The sequence below is a fragment of the Croceitalea rosinachiae genome (genome assembly GCF_031846445.1).
In the GTDB taxonomy this organism is placed as follows: Bacteria; Bacteroidota; Bacteroidia; order Flavobacteriales; family Flavobacteriaceae; genus Croceitalea; species Croceitalea rosinachiae.
The window spans coordinates 47,184-69,929 of the sequence record NZ_JAVRHR010000005.1; the positions used below are offsets into that span (position 1 = coordinate 47,184).

Annotated in this window: 16 protein-coding genes and 3 tRNA genes; 12 read left to right on the forward strand and 7 right to left on the reverse strand. The window is 36.0% G+C overall.

What is annotated here, in order from left to right:
- Positions 1 to 2: 2 nt before the first annotated feature.
- From RM706_RS15625 to RM706_RS15640, 4 genes are all read right to left on the reverse strand, one after another.
- A tRNA-Arg gene (locus RM706_RS15625) sits at positions 3 to 79 on the reverse strand.
- A gap of 44 nt (positions 80 to 123) precedes the next feature.
- Positions 124 to 198 (reverse strand) — tRNA-Pro (locus tag RM706_RS15630).
- A gap of 27 nt (positions 199 to 225) precedes the next feature.
- Positions 226 to 309, reverse strand: a tRNA-Ser gene (locus tag RM706_RS15635).
- Positions 310 to 430: 121 nt separating this feature from the next.
- Positions 431 to 2,470 (reverse strand): HD family phosphohydrolase, encoded by a 2,040-nt coding sequence (locus RM706_RS15640; protein WP_311353223.1) that lies wholly within the window; start codon positions 2,468 to 2,470, stop codon positions 431 to 433.
- A 116-nt stretch (positions 2,471 to 2,586) separates the two neighbouring features.
- Here RM706_RS15640 and RM706_RS15645 point away from each other — a divergent pair, with 116 nt between their 5' ends.
- Positions 2,587 to 3,762, forward strand: coding sequence for an acetyl-CoA C-acyltransferase (locus tag RM706_RS15645; protein ID WP_311353208.1), 1,176 nt, complete (start codon positions 2,587 to 2,589; stop codon positions 3,760 to 3,762).
- A gap of 17 nt (positions 3,763 to 3,779) precedes the next feature.
- Positions 3,780 to 4,532, forward strand: coding sequence for a C40 family peptidase (locus RM706_RS15650; RefSeq protein ID WP_311353209.1), 753 nt, complete (start codon positions 3,780 to 3,782; stop codon positions 4,530 to 4,532).
- 49 nt (positions 4,533 to 4,581) lie between these two features.
- Here RM706_RS15650 and RM706_RS15655 read toward each other — a convergent pair whose 3' ends face one another.
- Together RM706_RS15655 and gyrA are read right to left on the reverse strand one after the other, a co-directional pair.
- The gene (locus RM706_RS15655) at positions 4,582 to 5,832 is read right to left on the reverse strand and encodes a tetratricopeptide repeat protein (RefSeq protein WP_311353210.1); all 1,251 of its coding nucleotides are present in this window, start codon (positions 5,830 to 5,832) and stop codon (positions 4,582 to 4,584) included.
- 34 nt (positions 5,833 to 5,866) lie between these two features.
- The gene (gene gyrA / locus RM706_RS15660) at positions 5,867 to 8,398 is read right to left on the reverse strand and encodes a DNA gyrase subunit A (protein ID WP_311353211.1); all 2,532 of its coding nucleotides are present in this window, start codon (positions 8,396 to 8,398) and stop codon (positions 5,867 to 5,869) included.
- Between the two features lie 259 nt (positions 8,399 to 8,657).
- Here gyrA and RM706_RS15665 point away from each other — a divergent pair, with 259 nt between their 5' ends.
- Both RM706_RS15665 and RM706_RS15670 read left to right on the forward strand, forming a co-directional pair.
- Positions 8,658 to 11,210, forward strand: coding sequence for an ATP-dependent Clp protease ATP-binding subunit (locus tag RM706_RS15665; RefSeq protein ID WP_311353212.1), 2,553 nt, complete (start codon positions 8,658 to 8,660; stop codon positions 11,208 to 11,210).
- 195 nt (positions 11,211 to 11,405) lie between these two features.
- Positions 11,406 to 11,822, forward strand: coding sequence for an STAS/SEC14 domain-containing protein (locus tag RM706_RS15670; protein WP_311353213.1), 417 nt, complete (start codon positions 11,406 to 11,408; stop codon positions 11,820 to 11,822).
- On the opposite strand, the gene RM706_RS15675 is transcribed toward RM706_RS15670, so the two are convergent.
- Positions 11,819 to 13,360: an NAD(P)H-hydrate dehydratase gene (locus RM706_RS15675; RefSeq protein WP_311353214.1), complete on the reverse strand. Its 1,542-nt coding sequence runs from the start codon at positions 13,358 to 13,360 to the stop codon at positions 11,819 to 11,821. The genes RM706_RS15670 and RM706_RS15675 overlap by 4 nt on opposite strands.
- A gap of 254 nt (positions 13,361 to 13,614) precedes the next feature.
- On the opposite strand from RM706_RS15675, the gene thrA reads away from it, so the two are divergent.
- From thrA to RM706_RS15715, 8 genes are all read left to right on the forward strand, one after another.
- Positions 13,615 to 16,059, forward strand: a complete 2,445-nt coding sequence (gene thrA, locus RM706_RS15680) for a bifunctional aspartate kinase/homoserine dehydrogenase I (protein WP_311353215.1) — start codon at positions 13,615 to 13,617, stop codon at positions 16,057 to 16,059.
- A gap of 3 nt (positions 16,060 to 16,062) precedes the next feature.
- Positions 16,063 to 17,004 (forward strand): homoserine kinase, encoded by a 942-nt coding sequence (locus RM706_RS15685; RefSeq protein ID WP_311353216.1) that lies wholly within the window; start codon positions 16,063 to 16,065, stop codon positions 17,002 to 17,004.
- 75 nt (positions 17,005 to 17,079) lie between these two features.
- Positions 17,080 to 18,375 carry a threonine synthase gene (gene thrC / locus RM706_RS15690; protein WP_311353217.1) on the forward strand — a complete coding sequence of 432 codons (1,296 nt, stop codon included), beginning with the start codon at positions 17,080 to 17,082 and terminating at the stop codon, positions 18,373 to 18,375.
- Between the two features lie 92 nt (positions 18,376 to 18,467).
- On the forward strand, positions 18,468 to 19,553 hold the full coding sequence (gene gcvT / locus RM706_RS15695; RefSeq protein ID WP_311353218.1) for a glycine cleavage system aminomethyltransferase GcvT: 1,086 nt from the start codon (positions 18,468 to 18,470) through the stop codon (positions 19,551 to 19,553).
- Entirely contained in the window at positions 19,553 to 20,467 is a 915-nt protein-coding gene (locus RM706_RS15700; RefSeq protein WP_311353219.1) for a glutaminase, read from the forward strand. Before gcvT ends, RM706_RS15700 begins: the two co-directional genes overlap by 1 nt.
- A 3-nt stretch (positions 20,468 to 20,470) precedes the next feature.
- Complete coding sequence (locus RM706_RS15705; protein ID WP_311353220.1) at positions 20,471 to 21,292, forward strand: sugar nucleotide-binding protein; 822 nt, start codon at positions 20,471 to 20,473, stop codon at positions 21,290 to 21,292.
- 19 nt (positions 21,293 to 21,311) lie between these two features.
- A complete protein-coding gene (locus tag RM706_RS15710) occupies positions 21,312 to 21,602 on the forward strand; it encodes a 4a-hydroxytetrahydrobiopterin dehydratase (protein ID WP_311353221.1) in 291 nt (96 codons plus the stop codon).
- Positions 21,603 to 21,665: 63 nt separating this feature from the next.
- Complete coding sequence (locus RM706_RS15715) at positions 21,666 to 22,376, forward strand: YebC/PmpR family DNA-binding transcriptional regulator (protein ID WP_311353222.1); 711 nt, start codon at positions 21,666 to 21,668, stop codon at positions 22,374 to 22,376.
- Positions 22,377 to 22,746: the final 370 nt, after the last annotated feature.

Consider the following 22,746-nt stretch of genomic DNA (forward strand, 5'->3'; position numbering starts at 1 on the left):
TCTGGTGATCGCGATAGGATTCGAACCTATGACCGTCTGCTTAGAAGGCAGATGCTCTATCCAGCTGAGCTACGCGACCTTATCAATAAAATAAAAAAACCGAATCTTCCGATTCGGTTTTTGTCGGGGTGGCAGGATTCGAACCTGCGACCTCCGCGTCCCAAACGCGGCGCGATAACCGGGCTACGCTACACCCCGATGGCTATCTTTTGTTAAAAGAAATTGCGGAGAGAATGGGACTCGAACCCATGCGACACTTACGCGTCGACAGATTAGCAATCTGCTCCGTTACCACTCCGGCACCTCTCCTTTAATCTTGTCTGTATAAGAACCTGCGCAAAACGCGGATGCAAAAATACTTTTTCATTATCAACAACGCAACTATTTTTAGTGGTTTTTTAAAGAATAATTTTATCGACCCATGAATTTACTATTCAGGATATTCCACCCTTAAATGATATATATTGGTCAATTTTTGTTTCAACACTTTTTTTACAGTCTCAATCTCTTTAAAGGTAATATTGGCGTTTAGAAATTGATTGGCTTGCATTTGTCCTTTTATGATTTTCTCAACAAACTCATCAATCATCATATAGGTAGGAGACTTTAAACTTTTTGATGCTGCTTCTACGGAATCAGCCATCATTAAAATTGCAGTTTCTTTTGAAAAAGGTATGGGTCCTGGGTATCTAAATTGTGAATCTTCTACTTCTGGGTCCAACTCTTGCTGTTTTTTAAAGAAATAATATACTAATGTCGTACCATGATGGGTTCTAAGAAAATCAATCACTCTATCTGGAAGCCCATTTTTCCTCGCTAGTTCAATTCCTTCTATTACATGGTCAATAATGATTTTAGCACTCTCTTTCGGGGGTAAATCATCATGAGGATTTACATTGGTAATTTGATTCTCAATAAAATAAGTAGGATTGTTCATCTTACCAATATCGTGGTACAATGCCCCTACCCTTACCAACATTGAATTTGCCCCAATCTCATTGGCAGCAGCTTCAGCGAGATTTGCTACCTGTAGCGAATGATGAAATGTGCCAGGAGCTTTATTCGATAATTCTTTTAAAAGTTTTGAATTGGTATCAGATAGCTCTAACAAAGACACATCTGATACCAAACCAAATATTTTTTCATAAAGATATATTAATGGCTGTACGAAAAGTGTAATCATTCCATTTAAAAGAAAAATTCCGAAGGTTATTAATTCAATGTTCTCTAAGTTGCCTTCATGAATGGTATGAAATGCGAAATAACCAGTGATATAGATAAGTGTAATCTGGCCGACAGATATAAACAAATTTGCTCTTTTGTAAAGCTCCGAAACAGTTAAAATAGTGACAATACCTGCAATAATCTGCAGAAATATATATTCAAAACTATTTGGTACTACAAAACCTAATATCAAGATGGTCAACACGTGTACAAAGAGTCCCAATCTGGCATCGAAGAAGTTTTTAAGTATTAGGGGGAGAATGCAAAGTGGAACGACATAAACATAACTTTCATTGTTCTTTACGACCAAAGTAGTTACGAAAACCATTAAAAGAATATTCACAAAAATAAAAGTGACCTTAGTATTGTTTGAATAGATTTCAGGCCGATACTTTTTCAAGAATAAAAACAACATCATCAATACCAACGCCACTAAAACCGTATAACCAAAAAGTATAAAATAATAGTTACTACCTTTCCACAATTCAGATTCAAATTCTTCTTTCAAAGAATTCAGGATATTAAAATTTTCAGATTCTACCACTTCTCCTTTGGCTATGATTAGTTTTCCTTCTAGTACATCGCCCCTGGTAAACGAAATTTTAGATAATTCATCTTCTAAAGCTTTATCTGATAAATTCTTATCATAAGAAGTGTTTGTCTGAATTACCCCTTTCAACAAAGCCGTTAATTGAGTTCGCAAAGCTTCTGGGTAAATGTTTTTTAATTCATTTTGAATAATGATCTCTGCTCTAGTGAAATCTACTATTTGGTCAGGTTGTAAATTCTTGGCCTCATTATTTACCACCAGCAAAATTCCTTTTCCTGAAATAGTCTGTTCAAATACCCCGTTTTTATAAATGGAGTCAAGTAGATTATTGCCTAGTCTAAAAAGGTCTCGCCTTTTTGATGCGGCCAATGCATCTATTGGAAAAGTCTTTTCAAACTCTTGTGAATATTTTTGCTGGGCACTTTGATAAATAGCATCATCATAGGCATAGTATACTAAGATATTGTCAGTAAGATTTTTTTGTTCACTTTCAATCTCTTCAGCAGTCTTTTTAATCGAAAAATCAAAGGGTGCATAAAGGTTTTCATACTGCCAGGGTTTTCCTTTTTGAAATTCATACTTGAACTTCCCTCCTCTTGGGAAGAAAAAAACAATAAGCGCAATAGAAATCAGATAAAGAAAATACTTGTAAAAGAGTGATTGCTTTTTGTAGAAATTGTCCAACGATTTTCCCATAGTACTCTTACCTCTTCTCAAAAATAGAAAAATATAAATTCATGCATTGAACAGACCTCACTTTAAAAGTAAATGCGTTTAATTTTAGTATTTTCGCAACATTAAATTTATGCATAATGAAGGAAGTTGTCATTGTTTCTGCAGTACGCACACCCATTGGAAGTTTTATGGGTTCATTATCAAGTATTCCAGCTCCAAAATTAGGCTCTATTGCCATAAAAGATGCTTTAGATAAAATTAATTTATCTCCAAAAATGGTAGATGAAGTTCTAATGGGCAATGTAGTACAAGCAGGTACGGGCCAAGCTCCAGCAAGGCAAGCAGCGATTTATGCAGGCATACCGGATACGGTGCCTTGTACCACTATAAATAAGGTTTGTGCCTCTGGCATGAAAACAGTAATGCAGGCAGCACAGGCCATAGCCTTAGGTGATGCCCATATCGTAGTTGCTGGTGGAATGGAAAACATGAGTTTGATTCCTCATTATGTGCACATGAGAAATGGGGTAAAGTTTGGTCCTACATCACTTGTTGACGGTATGCAAAAAGATGGTTTAGTAGATGTGTATGATCAAAACGCTATGGGAGTTTGTGCTGACGCGTGCGCTTCAGAGCATGATTTTAGCCGAGAAGATCAAGATAATTATGCAATTCAGTCTTATAATCGGTCATCAGATGCATGGAAGGCCGGAAAATTTTCAAATGAGGTAGTTCCTGTTGAAGTTCCGCAAAGACGTGGTGAACCCATACTAGTTTCTGAAGATGAAGAATACAAAAATGTGAGGATTGAAAAAATTCCATCTTTACGACCTGCATTTACAAAAGATGGTACAGTTACTGCAGCAAATGCATCTACCATAAACGATGGAGCGGCCGCCCTAATACTTATGAGTGCTGAAAAAGCATCCGAATTAAAATTGCAACCACTTGTCACTATAAAAAGTTATGCTGATGCAGCCCAAGAACCAAAGTGGTTTACAACAGCTCCTGCGAAAGCACTTCCAAAAGCATTGGATAAGGCTGGTATTTCTATTGAAGATGTAGATTATTTTGAATTCAATGAAGCCTTTGCTGTAGTTGGCTTGGCGAACACAAAACTACTTGGCTTAACTGATAGCAATGTAAATGTAAATGGAGGCGCGGTTTCTTTAGGTCACCCATTAGGTTGCTCTGGTGCTAGGATTTTGGTTACACTAATACATATACTGCAACAAAACAATGCAAAAATTGGAGCAGCAGCTATTTGTAATGGCGGTGGTGGTGCTTCAGCCATGGTAATTGAACGTAGCTAAATTAGTCTGGTAATTAAATGCAATACGGAATTTGCCACTTAAGTGTAGTACCAGTTAGAAACGGCACCAATGTCAATGATGAAATGGTCACCCAATTGTTATACGGTGATCATTTTAAAGTAAAAGAAAGACGAAAGTACTACAGTCGAATTCAAGTCGCTTTTGATAATCATGAAGGATGGATAAATAACAAGCAATACCAACTCATTCTAGAATCAGATTTCAAAGCTATTCATACTAAAAAAGAGCAACGAATAAATACTGATTTTATAGCCCATGTTAGTTCCAATCAACAACTACTTTTGCCTATTTTGCTAGGTTCTCGAATCGATATTTCAAAATTAATCGATCATTCTTTTGAAGGCAATGCAACAACTGTAACACAATCAAAATCCAATTTGGTAAAGACTGCCTTATTATATTTGAATTCACCTTACTTATCTGGTGGTAAAACCCCTTTTGGGATAGATGCTTCGGGATTAACACAAATGGTCTATAAAATTAATGGCTATAAACTGTTTAGAGAAACGGAAAAACAAGCCTCACAAGGCGAACCATTAAGTTTTATTGAAGAAAGTGAACCAGGTGACTTAGTCTTTTTTGACGACAATGACGGAATCATAAATCACGTAGGAATAATTCTAAAAGATAATTATATAATTCATGCACATGGTAAAGTCCGAATTGATAGGATTGACCATACTGGAATATTCAATGTTCAAGAAAAGAACTATTCACATAAATTGAGAGTCATAAAAAAGATTGTATAAAAAAAGGCCTCAATGACTTGAGGCCTTTTTTTATACAATTTTAAAGAAATTACTCTCCCATTAACTTTTTGATTCTCATGAAGTTTTCGTTGTCGCCCATTGCTCCATAAATATTTTTCAATTGGGCAAGAACACCTTCATTATTAGGATTTGTTTTGAGAGCTCCCTCTAAAATCTTTGCTCCTTCAAGAAACAAATCATCCTTCTTTTTCTTAAGTTCATCATAACGAGCTGTATCTGCCCTTGAAGTTCCCAAAGTGTTCATCTCATCAATTAAACCATTTCCTTCATTAACATAAGAAGTTGATAGGTTTAGTTGTGCATTTACATAAGTTGGGTCTATTTCTAAAACCTTATTATACGCAGCACGAGCTTCTTCAAGATTTCCTTGTTCCATACTAATGACTCCAATGTTATACATTAAATCAGGATTGTCAGGAGCCATACTGGAAGCTTGGTTCATCAACTCCTTAAATTTATCCTTTTCTCCCATCGCATAATATAAATTTGCTTTATTTAATACCAAATTCACATCATCTGGATTACTTGAAATGGCATCGTCATAAGCAGCCAAAGCTTGGTCATTTTTACCTTGTTCTTGATAAATCAAGGCAATATTCTTAACAATCTCAGCTTTCTTAGATGGTGTTCTTTCTTCGCTAGGATCTTTATGCGTACCAGCTTTAACATAAAGGTCTCGAGTGGTTTTATCCATTGCTTCAACTTCACCAGTTGCTACATTTACCGCAGTAAACTTCACTTCACTACCATCATAATTCAAGTCTTTTAATTCTTCGTAAAAAGCTATAGCTTGGTCATAGTTATCAGGTCCAGCATTAACAGCACCACTCGCTGCATAGTAGAGGTAAATTGTATCGCTAGGGCTTAACTTGTATGCAGTGTATAATTTGCTAGCGCCTTCTTTATAGTTTTTATTATTATTATCTTCTACAGCAGCACTGACCAAATCACCAGTCATTTGTACCATCTTTTGCTGAGCATCTGCGCTATATTTTTGCTTTCCAGAAGCTTCTTCTACTGAAATTACTTTATTGAAAGCTTCAATGGCGCCATCAAATTCAGATAAATTGACCTTGGCATTGCCTAATATAGAGTATGCTTGAGCTTGATATTTAGCATCTGCTCCGTCTATTAGGGACATTGCACCCTCTATGATAGTTTTTGCCTCTTCAGCATTACCACTTTTCATCGCCTTATCGGCAGCTTTAATTTCATTCTTTTGAGAAAATCCTACCATTGATACCGCAAAGGCAAGAAGTATTAAAATTCTAGTTTTCATTGTCTTGAGTAATTAAAATTTAGTGTTTATCTATTTATTCTTGTGTTTCGTCACTACCATTATCAATAGCCGTGCCATCTTCACCATTGACTTCAATATCACGGATATCTATCTCATCCACAGCATCTTCATCTTTCATTACCTTAGCTACAGCTGCAATACTGTCGTTACCCTTTAAGTTGATCAGTTTAACCCCTTGAGTGGCTCTTCCCATAACCCTTAAATCTTCCACTCCCATACGAATGGCAATACCAGATTTATTGATGATCATCAAATCATCAGAGTCGGTGACATTCTTTATAGCCACAAGTCCGCCGGTCTTATCAGTAATAGAAATGGTTTTTACTCCTTTTCCACCTCTATTAGTTACGCGATAATCATCAATATTGGATCTTTTACCATATCCATTTTCCGAGACGACAAGTAGGTTGTCCTCAAAATTATGAACAGAAACCATTCCTATTACCTCATCTTCAACATTTGCCAGGGTAATACCGCGCACACCTGCAGCATTTCTTCCCATTGGTCTTGTTTTACTTTCTTCAAAGCGAATGGCCTTTCCTGATTTCAATCCTAAGAAAATCTGACTGGTTCCAGTTGTAAGCTTTGCTTCTAACAACTCATCATCTTCACGAATTGTAATTGCATTGATTCCATTTTGACGTGGCCTTGAATACTGCTCTAAAGAAGTCTTTTTAACAGTGCCTTTCTTGGTCGCCATGATTACATAATGACTATTTACATAATCTTCATCTTTAAGGTCTTGAGTACAAATAAAAGCTTTTACTTTGTCCTCATTCTCTATATTGATAAGGTTTTGGATTGCCCTTCCCTTTGATGTACGGCTTCCTTCAGGAATCTCATAAACCCGCATCCAAAAGCATTTTCCTTTTTGCGTAAAGAACAACATATATTGGTGATTGGTGCCAACAAAAAGATGCTCTAAAAAGTCTTCATTTCTAGTAGATGAAGCTTTTTGGCCGACCCCACCCCTATTCTGAGTTTTATATTCCGATAACGGTGTTCTTTTGATATAGCCCGCGTGTGAAATTGTAATGACCACCTGCTCATCAGGAATCATATCTTCAATGCTCAAATCTCCACCTGCAAAGTTGATTTCTGAACGTCTATCATCTCCATATTTGGCCTTTACCTCTAGCAATTCATCTTTAATGATTTGCATTCTGCGTTCTTTCTTATCAAGAATATCTTTAAGATCTTCAATAGTCTTTAAAAGTGCATCATACTCTTCTCTTAGTTTGTCTTGCTCTAAACCAGTCAATTGACGCAGACGCATTTCTACAATCGCTTTTGCTTGAATTTCAGTAAGCTTGAAGCGTTCCATCAGGCTAGTTCGAGCTTCATCGACATTCGAAGATGCCCTTATTATAGCAATTACTTCGTCAATATTGTCTGAAGCGATAATTAACCCCTCTAAAATGTGTGCCCTATCCTCAGCCTTTTTAAGCTCAAACTTGGTTCGTCTAACAACAACTTCATGTCTATGGTCAACGAAATGGTGAATCATTTCCTTCAAGTTCAATAATTGAGGCCTTCCCTTTACTAAGGCAATATTATTGACACTGAACGAAGATTGGAGGGCCGTGTACTTATAGAGCATATTAAGTACGATGTTAGGGATGGCATCTCGCTTGAGAATATAGACGATGCGCATACCTTTTCTATCAGATTCATCTCTAATTGTAGATATCCCCTCAATCTTTTTATCATTGACCAAATCAGCGGTCTTTTTAATCATATCAGCCTTATTGACTTGATATGGAATCTCTGTAACAATAATACACTCCCTACCTTGAACTTCTTCGAAAGTCGCTTTTGCACGCATAACGACACGTCCACGACCTGTATGAAATGCTTCTTTCACACCATCATACCCATAAATTATGCCGCCTGTGGGAAAATCTGGTGCTTTTATATGCGTTATTAATTCTTCAATCTCGATATTAGAATTGTCGATATATGCCACAGTACCGGCAACAACCTCCGATAGGTTATGAGGTGGCATATTAGTTGCCATACCAACTGCTATACCAGATGCTCCATTGACCAATAAGCTTGGAACCCTAGTAGGCAAAACAGTGGGTTCTTTTAAAGAATCATCAAAATTTAATTGGTGATCTACTGTGTCTTTGTCAATATCTGCCAACATTTCATCAGCAATCTTGCGCATACGTGCCTCAGTGTAACGCATCGCAGCAGGGCTATCGCCATCTACTGAGCCAAAGTTACCTTGTCCATCAACCAACATATAGCGCAAACTCCATTCTTGGGCCATACGCACCATACTGTCATAAACAGAGGTGTCTCCATGCGGGTGATATTTACCCAATACCTCACCAACTATACGAGCAGATTTCTTGTGCGCACTGCTAGATCGCACGCCCAATTCATACATCCCGAAAAGCACTCTACGATGCACCGGTTTCAATCCGTCCCTGACATCTGGCAGGGCACGTGACACAATGACCGACATTGAGTAATCAATGTAGGCAGACTTCATCTCATCTTCGATGTTGATAGGTATCAATTTTTCTCCTTCAGCCATGCTAAAATCTTAATTGTTTTTTGTGGTTAAAACATCGTAGCAATATACAGAAAATCATATGTTACCATACAAGTTTAAAAGAGTTTATTAAAAAAATTATCAACATGAAACCCCGGCAATAATAGCAGCAAAATTAGCGTTAAAATGTAGCCAAAAGCTGTCTTTTTTCGTGATTTCAACCTTGTTTATCGATTAAGGGTACGGTATTTGACCTTGGTAAGGATACTTTTATTAATTTTAATTGCTGAAAAGAGATTTTATGGATGATAATTTTTCCCCAAGGGTCAAAGATGTAATTGCTTACAGCAAAGAAGAAGCCTTACGTCTTGGTCACGACTTTATCGGAACTGAACATTTAATGCTTGGCCTGTTAAGAGACGGCAATGGTAAAGCAATAAATATATTAGATGCACTTGATGTTGATTTGGATCACCTAAGAAGGAAAGTAGAGATTTTAAGTCCTGCTAATCCAAACACGGGTTCTCTGCAAAAAGATAAAAAGAACCTACACTTAACAAGACAAGCAGAACGAGCTTTAAAAACCACCTTTTTAGAGGCTAAACTTTTTCAAAGTTCGTCTATTAACACAGCACATTTATTATTGTGCATTCTCAGAAATGAGAATGATCCGACCACAAAATTGCTTCACAAATTGAAAGTAGATTATGATAATGTGAAAGAGCAATTTAAATCTATGATTACAAGTGATGATGATTATATAGATTCTCCAACTTCAGAATCATTCCCGGGTGAACCTGAGGATACCAGTGGTGATTCTAAAGAAAGTACTTTTGGTTCTTCAAGTTCTCAAAAAGGAAATAAGAAGTCTAAAACTCCCGTTTTAGATAATTTTGGAAGGGATTTGACTAAAATGGCGGAGGAAAATAAACTTGATCCCGTTGTTGGTCGTGAGAAAGAAATTGAACGCGTATCGCAGATTCTTAGTAGAAGAAAGAAAAACAATCCGCTATTGATTGGCGAACCTGGTGTTGGTAAGAGTGCGATAGCTGAAGGTCTTGCCCTTAGAATTATCAACAAAAAGGTTTCCAGAATTTTATACGGAAAACGGGTAGTCACATTAGATTTGGCATCACTAGTTGCCGGTACTAAATATCGAGGACAGTTTGAAGAACGTATGAAGGCGGTCATGAACGAACTCGAAAAGAATGATGATATTATCCTTTTTATTGATGAGATACATACCATAGTGGGTGCAGGTGGTGCTACTGGCAGTCTTGATGCTTCCAATATGTTCAAGCCAGCTCTTGCCAGAGGTGAAATTCAATGTATAGGTGCCACTACCTTAGATGAATACAGACAGTATATAGAGAAAGACGGTGCTTTAGAAAGGCGTTTTCAAAAAGTAATGGTCGAACCTACTTCGGTAGAAGAAACCATAGAAATTTTAATGAACATCAAGGGCAAATATGAAGACCATCACAATGTTCTTTATACTGATGAGGCTATTCTTGCCTGTGTGAAATTGACGAACAGGTACATGACCGATAGGTTTTTGCCTGACAAGGCCATTGATGCATTAGATGAAGCTGGATCTAGAGTTCATATTGTTAATATGGATGTTCCCAAACAAATTCTCGAGCTTGAAGGACAATTAGAAGATGTGCGGGAGCTTAAGAATAGTGTAGTCAAGAAACAGAAGTACGAAGAGGCTGCAAAGCTGAGAGATGATGAAAAAAGACTGGAAAAAGATTTGGCCTCAGCACAAGCAAGATGGGAAGAGGATAGTAAATTAAATCGTGAAACGGTATCTGAAGACAATGTTGCGGATGTGGTTTCAATGATGAGCGGCATACCTGTTAATAGAATAGCACAAACAGAAAGCAATAAGCTTGCGGAATTGCCAACTTTAATCAAAGACAATGTTATTGGTCAAGATGAAGCTGTTGCTAAAGTTGCAAAAGCAATACAACGCAACAGAGCTGGCCTTAAGGATCCGAATAAACCTATAGGCTCATTTATTTTCTTGGGACAGACAGGAGTTGGTAAAACTCAACTTGCTAAAGTTCTTGCAAAAGAACTATTTGATTCTGAAGATACACTCATACGAATTGATATGAGTGAATACATGGAGAAATTTGCGATTTCTAGATTGGTAGGTGCACCTCCAGGTTATGTTGGTTATGAAGAAGGAGGCCAACTAACAGAAAAAGTTAGAAGAAAACCTTATTCGGTTATTCTTCTGGATGAGGTTGAAAAAGCGCATCCCGATGTATTCAATATGTTACTTCAAGTATTGGATGATGGATTTCTAACCGATAGCCTAGGTCGTAAAATCGATTTTAGGAATACGATTATCATTATGACATCTAATATTGGCGCTAGACAATTGAAAGATTTTGGTCAAGGAGTAGGTTTCGGTACGGCATCTAAAAAAGCTCAGGCCGACACACATCAAAAAAGTGTTATTGAAAATGCGCTGAAAAAGGCATTCGCACCTGAATTTTTAAATAGAATTGATGATGTAATCGTGTTTAACGCTTTAGAGCGGGAAGACATCCATAAAATCATTGATATTGAGTTGGATAAACTTTTCAAAAGAATCAAGGATATTGGCTATGATTTAAATCTATCTGAAAAGGCCAAAGATTATATCGCTGACAAAGGTTTTGACAAACAATATGGTGCAAGACCTTTAAAAAGAGCCATTCAAAAGTATATTGAAGATGCTTTGGCCGAAGAAATCGTTAACTCAAACTTAGATGAAGGCGATAGTATTTTTATGGACCTGAATGAGAAAAAAGAAGAGCTCACCATAAAAATTAAAAAGGCTGAGAAATCTTCAAAAGCATAATATTCAATAACTTTTTAAATGTACAAAGGAGTTGATTAATCGACTCCTTTTTTATGTCTTCATTTCATGTAGGAAATAGAGCATATCACTAATACATTTTAACATTATAAACGATATTTAAGTAGTTAATCTAAAAATTTTCAGTTTAGCTAACCATAAAACTACTTTTGTCTCAACACTATAAATTAATGGGGCATGAAGATGGGTTTTACTAAAAAAGCCATTGTGGTAAAGGAATATCATTTAGACATTGGAATTGTTCAAGTCTATAAAGATTATATGGTTTCCACGTTTGAAGAAGGATCTACAATTACACTTGAAAAAGTATATCAAATTATTGGTATTTCGGAAATTCATTTTAGAGGAAAAGAGTTTGGCTATATAAGCCTTAGAAAAAATTCTTATGCAATTGACCCAATCACCTATACCTATTTAAGGGGTTTGGATAATCTTAAGGCATTCGCCATTGTCTCAAAAAAAGAGATTGACATGCATAACTTTAAGATTGAAAAAATGTTCTACAAAAAAAATATGGAGTTTTTTATAGAATACGATAATGCCTTAGTCTGGATTAAAAAACGACTGAAGAAAAAGAAAAGTAAAAAGTTTTAGTTCTTTTCTTCAATATGTTGCTCTTGTTCTGGCCTTCTGAATAATTCAAGAAAAGCTTTACCTATGTTATCGATTAGCTTTGAAGCCGTTACAGCTTCATAACCACTTTCAGAAACAGATAAGTCTCCTGATAGTCCATGTAGGTAAACCCCAAAAACAGAGGCATCCAAAGAATTGTACCCTTGTGCTATCAAACCAGTTATCATTCCAGCTAAAACATCTCCACTGCCAGCTGTTGCCATACCTGGATTTCCTGTAGAATTCACATACCCTTTACCATTGTAAATCACTATGGTGTGCGCTCCTTTTATGATTAGAATGCAATCGTACTTTTTTGAAAAGGCCTTTGCCCTATCTAATTTATCAAAATCATCTCTCCACTTACCCAATAGTCGTTCTAACTCTTTTGGATGTGGAGTCAATACCGTTTGATTTGGCAATCTATTTAATAATTCGGGCGTCCCCGAAAGTATGTTTAACCCATCTGCATCGATAACTAATGGAGCTGTATTTGTTTTTAAAAATTCTGAAAAGGCCTTAATAGTTATTTTATGAGTTCCCATACCCATTCCAATACCTACAACCGTGGGTTTTAAATCAAAATTGATAGTAGTTATTTTTTCATCTTCATCATCTACAATCACCATCGCCTCGGGTAACGAGGTTTGCATAGGGATATAGCCACATTCAGGAACATAGGTGGTAAGTAGGCCACTCCCAATTTCTAAGCAGGCCTTTGCAGCTAACTGAACTGCTCCAATTTTGCCATAACTTCCCCCAATGATAAAGGAATGTCCATAATTACCCTTATGAGAAAATTTGAGCCTTGGCATGTACATGGGAAGAACTTCTGGCTTGCCTATCAATTCATATACTGTTTCGGTTTTAAAGAGGTATTCATCATCCAAACCTATATCTAGCAATTCCCATTGATTAATATAAATTCCAGTCTGGGGAAGAAAAAAAGATAATTTTGGAGCTTGAAAACTCAATACATGGTTGGCACGTATGATATCATCTCTATTCTCTGGCACCCTTTCCATAAAAAGTCCCGAAGGAATATCTATCGACAATATAAACGCTGAAGATGTATTTAGATAATTTATCAATTTTAGAACCCACGCATCTGGATTTCTATTCAAACCAATACCAAATACGGCATCGACAATAATATCTTTTCTCCCAAGCTCAGGAAAATCACAACCTGAATCTAGAAATTCCGGCCATAGTTTACGTTCTTTTAATCGATCAAGATTTAATAAAAAGTCTTTAGATCTTTTATCACTATAATTGACCACATAGACCTCTATTGAATATCCATTCTCATGTAACTGCCGTGCTAAGGCAACTCCATCACCTCCATTATTGCCGATTCCACAAAAAAGATGAATCTTTACTTGAGCACCCTGCAAACGAGAATTCATCCACTCGTAAATTTGAGTAGCTGCTCTTTCCATCAATACATCACTTGTAATTTGCTGTTTTTCTATTGTGAATCTATCAGCAGCATAGATTTGTTCTGCGGTAAAAATTTTCATTCAATACTAAAATTTGCAAATTATTGATAATTTGATAAAAATTTGGGATTCATTTGAAGCACTAAACAAAAGTACTACTTTTGGTCTTTTAGAATTGCTTATCAATTCAAGCAAACAGCCATAAACTAATTTTGATGAACTGCAACACGTATAGCACTATTCCTTTTTTCACAACCCCTTTGGGGTAAAATGCTATATATTCATCCGTCCTATCCTATTAGTTAATTCCAATACTATTATCAACTTTCTAAATCATGAAAATCCTAAAATTTGGTGGAACATCTGTTGCCAATGCCATAAACATTAAGCTTGTTAAGAACATACTTCAAAAAAATGAAGGAACCAAGATTGGGGTTGTGGTTTCTGCTTTAGGCGGCATAACTGATTTACTTCTCGTTACACTTGAATTGGCCTCAAAACAAAATGTGAATTATAGGAATAGTTTTAATGAAATTGAAGAAAGGCACCTTAGCACGATAAAAAAATTGTTTTCTGTGACTACTCAAAGTAGTGTTTTAGGAAAAGTAAAAGCTGAACTCAATGATTTGGAAACTTTATTGGAGGGTTCATATTTGATAGGTGAAGCAACTCCACAATTAAGTGACAAAATAGTAAGCTATGGTGAAATTTTATCATCTTTCATCATAAGTGAATACTTAAAAGTTGAAGGTTTGGATGTTAGCTTAAAAAGTGGTAGAGAACTCATTATAACTGATGAAGCCTTTGGCAAGGCAGCAGTAGATTTTGAACGCACCAATAGTATTTGTGAAAATTATTTTAATAGTACTGTACACAAGATTACTGTTGTACCAGGTTTTGTTTCTTCTTCGCATTCAGGAAAGGCAACTACTTTAGGGCGAGGTGGGTCCGATTATAGCGCAGCTATTCTTACTGCTGCAATAAACGCAGAAACTTTGGAAATATGGACAGATGTCAGCGGAATGTACACTGCGAACCCAAAATTGGTGAAACAAGCCAAATGTGTTTCATATATCTCTTACGAAGAAGCAATGGAACTTTCCCATTTTGGTGCCAAAGTACTTTACCCTCCTACAATACAACCTGTACTTCAAAAAAGTATTCCTATTATAATTAAAAATACTTTCGCTCCAGAAGATGAAGGGACTAAGATTACCAAAAACAATAATGATCAGGGCAAAACGGTACGTGGAATAAGTCATGTAAATAACATTACCTTGCTTTCTTTAGAGGGCCCAGGTATGGTTGGTATACCTGGCATTTCAAAACGCTTTTTTGAAACGATGTCTCTAGAGGGCATTAGTATTGTCATGATTACGCAGGCATCATCAGAACATTCTATTTGTGTAGGCATTTCAGACATAGATGCCGAACAAGCAGTGGCCGCAGTTAACAAAGCATTTACTTATGAGATTACCACAAATAAAATAAAGAAGGTAATTATCGAAAGTGATTTGGCGATTATTGCTTTAGTCGGCGATAATATGAAAAGCCATCAAGGTTTAAGTGGAAAAATGTTCAGTACTTTGGGAAGAAATAACGTAAATATTAGAGCTATTGCCCAGGGAGCTTCTGAACGCAATATTTCGGCCGTAATTCGCAAAGAAGATGTAAAAAAGTCATTAAACACACTTCATGAAACTTTCTTTGAAAAAAATATCAAGCAGTTGAATTTGTTTGTGATGGGGGTTGGAAATGTTGGAGCTAAATTTTTAAATCAGATTAAAAAACAGAGAAAATACCTACAAGAGGAATTAAAATTGAATGTTAGAGTAATCGGAATTTCAAATTCTAGGACTATGGCCTTTAATGAAAATGGTATCTCGCTTGATGACTGGCAAAATTTCTTGGCCGATGGTCAAAAAGCAAACCCAAATAAATTCATTAAAATAGTCAAAGAGTTAAACTATAGAAATAGTGTTTTTGTGGATAATACGGCCAGTGATATCATTGCAAGTAGTTATTCTTCTTATTTAAATAGTAGTATTTCTGTAGTTACCTGTAATAAAATTGCTTGTTCTTCAGAATATTCTAATTATAAAGAGCTAAAGCGATTAGCAAAACAATTTAATGCTCCATTTTTATTTGAAACCAATGTTGGAGCCGGTCTGCCAATCATTGACACTTTAAAACATCTAATTGCATCAGGGGACAAAATCAAAAAAATCCAAGCTGTCTTATCTGGAAGTTTGAATTTTGTTTTTAACAATTTTGACAATAATACAAGCTTTCATGATGTGGTCAAACAAGCGCAGGAAGAAGGATATACCGAGCCTGACCCAACTATAGATTTAAGTGGAGTTGACGTAATGCGAAAGATTTTGATCTTAGCACGTGAAAGCGGATATGAACTAGAAATTGATGCCATTGAAAATGATTCGTTCTTACCAGAAGAAAGTTTAAAAACCTCTTCAAATGAACAATTCTTTGAGTCACTAAAGAAATATGAGAATGATTTTCAAAAATTATATCAAAATGCCGTTCAAAAAGGTAGCAAACTAAAATACGTAGCTCAATTTGAAGATGGCAAAGCTAAAGTTGGTCTGCAAGAAATACCTGAAAACCATGACTTTTATAATCTAGATGGTAGTGATAATATCGTACTTTTTTATACAGAACGATATGCTAATCAACCCATGATTATTAAAGGTGCTGGTGCTGGTGCCGATGTCACGGCTTCTGGTATCTTTGCTGATGTCATCAGAATAGGTAATTTCTAAATCATGGAAGAAATTAAAGTTTTTTGCCCCGCAACCATTGCCAATGTTTCTTGCGGATTTGACGTGCTTGGATTAGCCTTAGAATCGGTTGGAGACGAAATGCTAGTGCGCAAAACAGATAAACCTGGAATCAAAATCACCAAAATCACAGGACAAGAACTTCCTTTAGCAACAGAAAATAATGTTGCTGGTGTAGCTGGGTTAGCTTTATTGCAAAAAAGTGATTATCAAGGTGGATTCGAAATTGAAATACAAAAAAAAATAAAGCCAGGTAGTGGTATTGGCAGCAGTGCGGCAAGTTCAACTGGTGCCGTTTGGGCAATGGACCAATTATTAGGTAACCCATTTACAAAATTGGAATTAGTCCAATTTGCCATGCAGGGAGAAAAATTAGCAAGTGATGTAGCTCATGCTGATAATGTGGCTCCGGCAATTTATGGTGGTTTTACATTGGTAAGAAGTTATGACCCTTTAGATATTATTCCAATACCAGCACCTGATGAATTATTCGCAACTGTCATTCATCCCCAAATAGAAATTAAAACTTCTGATTCCCGTAAAATTCTTAAAACTAACATTTCCTTGGAAAAGGGAATCCGGCAGTGGGGTAATTTAGGGGGCTTAATAGCCGGTCTATATACCAAAGATTATAACCTAATCGGACGTTCTTTAGAAGACCATATTGTTGAACCTATCCGTTCTATTTTAATCCCAGGTTTTGACCAAGTAAAATCATCAGTTCATGATTCTGGAGCTCTAGGTTGTGGTATTTCCGGTTCAGGGCCTTCAATCTTTGCATTGAGTAAAGGTGAGGAAACTGCACAAATAGTTGCAAAAGAAATGGCATCGGTTTATAAAACCATTGGATTGGATTTTGACGTACATGTCTCAAAAATTTGTTCTAGAGGTGTAGCAAGTCTTATGGCAGGCCCTAAAGACATATAAATAAAACCCATAAAAATATTTTGAGACCGTCATCAGGGCATTAAAATCTCAATTATTGAGTAAACAATTATAAAAATGAAGTTCTACAGTCTAAACAAGAAAGCACCTGAAGTATCATTTAAAGATGCTGTAATCAATGGAATTGCACCGGACAGAGGTCTTTATTTTCCAGAAAGCATAACTCCTCTACCCGATACTTTTTTCTCAACTATTGAATCGCTTTCCAATCAAGAAATTGCATTTTTAGCTATTCATCAATTTGTAAAAGAAACAATTCCCGATGAAAAATTAAGAGAGATTTTAGCCAATGTGCTCGACTTTGATTTCCCCATAATCGAAATTGAAGACAAAATCTCAACACTTGAACTTTTTCATGGTCCTACTATGGCCTTTAAAGATGTGGGCGCCCGTTTTATGGCAAATTGTTTAGGCTATTTTTCTGAAAGAAAGAAGGGAGAAGTTACCGTTTTAGTTGCTACATCTGGAGATACAGGAGGTGCTGTCGCCAATGGCTTTTTGGGTGTTGAAGGTGTTAGGGTGGTTATTCTTTACCCCAGCGGAAAAGTAAGCGAAATTCAAGAAAAGCAGTTAACAACGCTAGGCCAAAATATTGCTGCAATTGAAGTTGAGGGTACTTTTGATGACTGCCAACGAATGGTTAAAACCGCATTTTTAGATGAAGAAATCACTACAAACAGAAAATTAACATCAGCTAACAGCATTAATGTTGCTAGGTGGTTACCGCAACTATTTTACTTTTTATTTGCATATAAACAAGCAAAATCAAAAGGAAAGGAAATCGTATTTTCAATCCCATCTGGCAATTTTGGAAATGTCTGTGCTGGTATGGTTGCCCAAAAATTAGGTATGCCTGTAAGACGCTTCATTGCAGCTACCAACGTTAACGATACAGTTCCTCAATTTATGGTTACTGGTGAATATGAACCAAAGCCTTCAATTGCAACTATTTCTAACGCAATGGATGTTGGTGACCCCAGTAACTTTGTCCGTATTCAAAATTTATATGACAATGACTTTTCAAAACTTTCAGAAATTTTTTCTTCTTATGCCTTTGATGATGCTTTGACAAAAATGACAATGTCAAAAATATATAAAGAAACTGGATACATGACTGACCCACATGGAGCTGTTGGCTATTTAGGCTTAAAAAAACATCAAAAAATTGATTCAGAATCCTACGGAATTTTCCTAGAAACTGCACACCCCGTGAAGTTTTTGGATATAGTTGAAGAAACCCTACATATGAAGCCAGAAATTCCTAAACAGATACAAGCAGTCATGAATAAAGAAAAGGTATCTATTAAAATCAAGTCCTACAAAGAATTAAAAGCCTATTTATTAAGCAAATAAAAAAATCAACAGGTATTTGTGCAAAACAATAGGTCTCGATTAAAAGTCACCCAACATTAATTCAATATTTTTACTTTGACTAATATTTAAAGATGAAGAATACAGCACTTACGCAAACCCATATTTCGTTGGGTGCCAAAATGGTACCTTTTGCAGGTTATAACATGCCTGTGTCTTATGAAGGGGTTAATGCAGAACATGAAACCGTTAGAAATTCGGTAGGGGTTTTTGATGTCTCTCATATGGGTGAATTTTTAATTGAAGGGCCAAAAGCACTACAGTTAATTCAAAAAGTAAGCTCTAATGATGCGACCAAACTTAGCGTTGGTAAAGCACAATACAGTTGCCTACCTAATGAAACTGGGGGAATAGTGGATGATTTGATTATTTACAAAGTCAAGGAGGAGACTTATCTGCTGGTAGTAAATGCTTCTAATATTGAAAAAGATTGGAACCATATTTCAAAGTACAACGAATCAATAGGGGCACAAATGCGAGACTTATCTGAAGATTATTCCTTGCTTGCAATTCAAGGCCCAAAAGCGGTTGAAGCCATGCAATCACTTTCGTCACATGATTTAGAATCGGTGAAATTCTACAACTTTATTGTGGGTGATTTTGCTGGTATTGAACATGTAATCATCTCAGCTACTGGCTACACGGGTTCAGGAGGTTTTGAAACTTATTGTAAAAACTCTGAAGTAAAACAAGTTTGGGATAAAGTCTTAGAGGCCGGAGCTGATTTTGGCATTAAACCAATCGGGTTAGCTGCAAGAGATACCCTAAGACTTGAAATGGGCTATTGTTTATATGGAAATGATATAGACGATAATACCTCACCACTTGAGGCCGGCCTTGGTTGGGTTACTAAATTCACGAAAGAGTTTGTAAATAGTGAAGCTCTTGGAAAAGAAAAAGAGCATGGACCAGAACGAAAGCTTGTCGCTTTTGAATTAGACGATAGAGGAATTCCAAGACAAGATTATGATATTGTGGATGGACAAGGAAAAAAGATTGGTGTCGTAACCTCCGGAACAATGTCTCCTTCTTTAGGAAAAGGAATAGGACTAGGTTATGTTCCAACTATTTTTTCGAAAATTGGAAGCAAAATTAATATCCAGATTCGCAAAAACGCCTTATCGGCTACAGTGGTGAAACTTCCGTTTTATAAAGTTTAATGATAGATTTTCAGAGTATTCTAGGCGCCATTGCCGCTGAGGCAAAATCTAAAAAAGATAAAGGTGTTGTAGCTACTTATATTCCTGAATTGGCAAGAGTTGACAAGAATAAATTTGGTATCAGCCTTCTTGATAATAAAGGAAATCTATATAACGCTGGAGATGCAGCAGAACAATTCTCTATTCAAAGTATTGCTAAGGTACTGAGCCTTTCTATGGCATTTAGAATTTTAGGGGACAATTTATGGAATCGTGTAGGCGTTGAACCATCTGGGGACCCATTTAACCATTTATCATTGCTTGAAATGGAAAAAGGTGTGCCACGTAACCCCTTAATAAATGCCGGGGCAATTGTAGTGGCTGATGTTTTGATTTCGCAATTTAAAAATCCGAAAAGCGAATTTTTGCATTATGTAAGAAGCATAGCAAATGATCCATCTATCAACTATGATCAAAAGGTTGCCCTATCAGAAAAAAAGACTGGGTTTAGAAATTATGCGGCAGCCAATTTGATAAAGTCTTATAACAATCTCCACAACGATATTGAAGAAGTATTAGACTTTTATTTTCACATGTGCTCATTGACTTTGTCCTGCCGGCAATTGGTCAATGTTTTCTATATGTTTGTTAACCGTGGAAAGTGTTTACAAAACCATACGTATTTAGATATTAATCAAGTGAAACGTATTAATGCTATTATGCTTACTTCTGGGTTTTATGATGAAGCGGGTGAATTTGCCTTTGAAGTAGGTCTGCCCGGTAAAAGTGGTGTTGGTGGTGGCATTGTTGCACTATTGCCTAACGATTTTTGTGTGGCAACATGGTCCCCAGGTCTGAATAAAAAAGGAAACTCAAAATTGGGTATGCAGGCCCTAGAGAAGTTAACTACAAGAACAGGACTTTCAATTTTTTAAGACTTGAAGAAAAAGAAAATTCTCATACTTGGCGCCAGTGGTTTTATAGGCAACGCACTTTACAAAGAGCTTTGTAATTACTTTGATACTTACGGAACTTATTTTAGCAATTCTGCTCTTAGCGGAAATAAACAATTTTTTAAGTACGATATTCAAGAAGACGATATTTTTAAAATTCTTGAAATCGTTAAGCCCGATTATATTATTTCTTCCATAAGAGGTGATTTTACCTCTCAGGTACAAGTCCATGTTCACTTGATGGAGTATTTAACAAAATCTAAATGCAAGCTTTATTTCATTTCTTCAGCCAATGTTTTTGATGCTTACAGTAAATACCCTTCTTATGAAAACGACAAAACACTTTCAGAAAGTATTTACGGCAGATTAAAAATAAAAATTGAAAATATGATGATGCGAATACCAAAACATAAAATTGGTATTCTACGAGTACCAATGGTATTTGGCAACACTTCACCCAGAATCAAGGAAATTAAAATACTACTTGAATCAAATGAGCCTATTGAGGTTTTTCCAAATCTAATCATTAACGTTACCAATGATGATAGGTTAACCCAGCAAATACATTACCTTATTAATCAGGATAAATATGGAGTTTTTCATTTAGGAAGTACTGATTTAGTTCATCATCAAGATTTTATAAAAGAAGTCATCAAACGTTTAGGAAATCATCATCCTATTCTAAAAAAAGTATACACAACAAACGAAGACCGTTATTTGGCTGCATTGCCAAAAGAGAATAAACTGCCAAAAAACCTAAGAATTAGTTATCAAGAAATCGTAGATCATCATTTAATGGTAGACTGATTTTCATAACTTTAAGCTTATGAAAAAGCTACATGAAATTCAGATTATCGGTCAACTTAAAAATATTGAAGGGTGGGACTATAAAAATGGGTATCTATATAAATCTTATAAATTCAAAAACTTCAAAGAGACCTTCTCAGTAATGACTCGAATAGCCTTTGAATGTGAGGCTCAGAATCACCATCCTGAATGGGAAAATGTGTACAATTCATTGACCATTAAATTAAATACGCATGATGTCGGAGGAATTACCCAAAATGATTTTGATTTAGCAATTGCAATCGAATCAATCGTAAATTCACAATCGTAGTTTCAGTATTTGTGAATGTATGGTGATTTCTTAAATTTGTTTTCGTTGTAAAATTTATTTTTTATGGGAAGAGCTTTCGAGTTTAGAAAAGCACGTAAAATGAAGCGATGGTCCGCAATGTCAAAAGCCTTTACACGTATAGGCAAAGATATTGTTATGGCTGTAAAAGAAGGTGGTCCTGACCCTGATTCAAATTCTAGGCTCAGAGCTGTTATCCAGAATGCCAAGGCAGTAAACATGCCCAAAGACAATGTTGAGCGCGCTATTAAAAGGGCAAGCGATAAAAGTCTTGGTGACTATAAAGAGGTTTTGTTCGAAGGTTACGCGCCACATGGTATTGCTATTCTTATTGAAACTGCAACAGATAACAATACACGAACCGTAGCCAATATTAGAAGTTATTTCAACAAATGTAATGGTAGCCTTGGTACTTCAGGTTCAGTAGAATTTATGTTTGACCATACTTGCAATTTTAGAATTAATGGAGAAGGTATTGATCCTGAGGAACTAGAATTGGAAATGATTGATTTTGGCACTGAAGAAGTTTTTGTTGACGATGACGGTATTTTAATTTATGCTCCTTTTGAAAGTTTTGGTGCTATCCAAAAAGAACTGGAAACCAGAGAAGTTGAAATTTTATCCTCAGGTTTTGAACGTATTCCTCAGATAACCAAACAATTGAATGAAAAACAAGTTGCCGATGTAGAAAAACTGCTCGAAAAAATAGAAGATGATGATGATGTGCAGAACGTATATCACACGATGCAAGAGTAGACTGTTTTATTGAATAAAAAGGGACTATTATTCAACATGAAACGTATATTATTTTAAAGAAATGGAGGAATAGGAACATATGATGGGGAATGTCTTACGAATTTCAAAATAATAAAGGTGCTACTCTTTACCTTTCAGAAAGGGCTAAATAATTACCGTTCCATTGTGCTATTAAGAGAAGGCATAGCGTCTCTAAAGAGACTCCTTGCCTTCCTATTTATTTGAACATGTTGTGCGCAGTCAACCGCGAAAAATGGACCATTTGCCATGCCAACCTTTACCTCCTTATAATCAATTGTCTAACAAAGGTTGTTCCTTCATCGTTCAATATATTCAAATGGTACGCCCCGATTGGCAAATCATAGACCGT